The sequence below is a fragment of the Trichococcus pasteurii genome, from assembly GCF_900112935.1.
GTDB lineage: Bacteria > Bacillota > Bacilli > Lactobacillales > Aerococcaceae > Trichococcus > Trichococcus pasteurii.
Genome location: NZ_FONM01000042.1, coordinates 1 through 2,401, shown reverse-complemented (window position 1 = coordinate 2,401; position 2,401 = coordinate 1). Strand labels below are relative to the sequence as shown.

Here is a 2,401-nt window from a genome sequence, read left to right as displayed (position 1 = left end):
TGGCAAGAAGGTCACACCTGTTCCCATCTCGAACACAGAAGTTAAGCTTCTTAGCGCCGATTGTAGTGAAGGGTTTCCCTTTGTGAGACTAGGACATTGCCGCGCATGTTTTTATATAAATAATCAGAAGGCTATCGACGCAAATGTCGGTAGCCTTTTTTGATTTGTTTTAGCCCAGTGCTTGGTAGATTGAGTCGATTTAGTATATAAAATCGAGAAACCGTGCTAAACTATGTTTAAGGAAAGTTGTCAGAAGGTGAGGGAAATAATGCATGGAAGATTTTGTTAAGACCAAAAATGGCTTCGCTTTGAATGATGAAAACGAATGTATGATAGCTGAAATTACTTACGCACCTTATGGCGAAGATAAGGTCATAGCCAACCACACTTATGTCGATTCCTCATTGAGGGGGCAAGGTGTCGCTGAGATGTTGCTGGATCGCCTTGTCGAAGAAATGCGGGCTGAAGGCAAGAAAATTGTTCCGCGCTGCTCATATGTTGTGGCTATGTTCGATCGCAAGCGCGAAAAATATGCCGATATCAAGGCAGAATTTTAACATCGTTCTCTCTTATTTTAATATAGATGAGAGTAGCGGGCCGGAATTAGGGGAAGTAGTTCCGGCTCGCTATTTTTTTGTGTTTGCTGGAATGGTTCAATGGTGATCGGTTTTACCTATTGACAAGATTAAGAAATGATGATAATTTAATTATATTAATGCAAGTCGAATCTGACAATAGAATGGGCAATGATGAGAAGAGTAACTTTGGGAAGTACGTAAAGAGAGCTCCTGTTTTGGTGAAAGGGAGCGTATCGGAACAAAGTGAAGATGGTCTTGGAGCCTTTAATCGGGTGAATAATCAGCTCGATTACGTACGCAGGCGATATTCTGCAGAGTATATAAAGGATATGCGTTCAGGCAATCACTTTACGTACTTTTTGAGGTAAGGATTGTGAAGTCCTTATAAAAATGGGTGGTAACGCGAAGCTTTCGTCCCATGGTCGCAAGACTGTGGTGAGGGGAGCTTTTTTGTGCATAAGAGAGCTGTTGAATGAACCGGTTAATCAAAAAGGAGTGGAAAACATGCCGATCAAAGTATCGAAGGATTTGCCCGCCATCAAAGAGTTGGCCAAAGAGAATATTTTCGTCATGGACGAGCTGAGAGCCGTCACGCAGGATATCCGTCCGTTAAAAATCATCATCGTGAATCTGATGCCTACAAAACAAGCCACGGAAACGCAGTTCATCCGTTTACTTTCGAACACATCCCTACAGGTGGAAGTGACCTTGCTGCGGATGGAAAGCTATGATTCCAAGCATGTTTCGGAAGAATACTTGGACTATTTCTACAAGACTTTTTCGGATATCAAGGATCAATACTTTGACGGGATGATCATCACAGGTGCACCTGTGGAGAATCTTGCCTTTGAAGAGGTGGAATACTGGCCGGAATTGGTGTCCATCATGGAATGGTCCGCCAGCCATGTTTTCTCAACGATGCATATTTGTTGGGGGGCCCAAGCAGGTCTTTATCATCACTATAATATCGGGAAGTATCCTCTAAAGGAAAAACTGTTTGGTGTGTTCAAGCACACGATCACCGACAGCCGAACGATGCTGCTCCGCGGGTTTGATGATGAATTTTATATGCCGCATTCCCGCCATACAGATGTGCGTAAAGAGGATATAGAAGCCTGCAGTGCGCTTGAAATCCTTGCGGCATCTGAAGAGGCAGGGGTAAGCATTGTCCGCAGCAGGGACAACCGTTTCGTTTTTGTGACGGGTCATGCCGAGTATGATTTTGATACCCTTGATAAGGAGTATAAGCGTGATGTCGCTTTGGAGCGGCCGATCAATATCCCGATCAATTATTACCCTGATGACGATCCGGGCAAACGTCCGGTGGTACGTTGGCGTGGTCATGCCAATATTCTTTTTGTGAATTGGCTGAATTACTTTGTTTATCAAGAAACGCCATATGATCTCCAGCGCATCCATGAATTAAGGAATAAGGCTGTTAAAGATTAAATGTTTTGATGGAAGCTGTCGTGCCGACCTCTGCAAAGGGATTTCTATAGGTATGCAAAGAGGGCAGTTTGATGAAATTGCCCTCTTTACAAATCGACAAAATTTATTTATAATTTATTATGTTGTGGTTCACTTGTTGAGTGATTCCAACGACAGGCCGGCTTAGCTCAGTTGGTAGAGCATCGCACTCGTAACGCGGAGGTCACAGGTTCAAATCCTGCAGCCGGCATATTAGAACGAACATAGATATATCAAGGTTTCTAAGACCTCTGATATATCGTAAGCCCGAAATATAAAAAAACAGCGCACCTTGTGGTGCGCATCACGAATAGCCGTATACCATGCGATTTTTTCGCGAGTATCCGGCTATTTCT

General features: G+C 43.5%; 2 protein-coding genes, 1 tRNA gene, 1 rRNA gene and 1 other annotated feature. All 4 genes read left to right on the top strand.

Features of this window, described 5'->3' with window-relative positions; all coding sequences use genetic code 11:
* Positions 1–105: ribosomal RNA gene (rrf, locus tag BM184_RS15135) — 5S ribosomal RNA — on the top strand; the annotation flags it as partial.
* 167 nt (positions 106–272) lie between these two features.
* Complete coding sequence (locus tag BM184_RS15130; RefSeq protein ID WP_086943000.1) at positions 273–557, top strand: GNAT family N-acetyltransferase; 285 nt, start codon at positions 273–275, stop codon at positions 555–557.
* 180 nt (positions 558–737) lie between these two features.
* Positions 738–1,000, top strand: a binding site (T-box leader).
* Positions 1,001–1,082: 82 nt separating this feature from the next.
* Positions 1,083–2,027 carry a homoserine O-acetyltransferase MetA gene (gene metA, locus BM184_RS15120; protein WP_086943002.1) on the top strand — a complete coding sequence of 315 codons (945 nt, stop codon included), beginning with the start codon at positions 1,083–1,085 and terminating at the stop codon, positions 2,025–2,027.
* A 156-nt stretch (positions 2,028–2,183) separates the two neighbouring features.
* Positions 2,184–2,256, top strand: a tRNA-Thr gene (locus BM184_RS15115).
* Positions 2,257–2,401 lie beyond the last annotated feature (145 nt).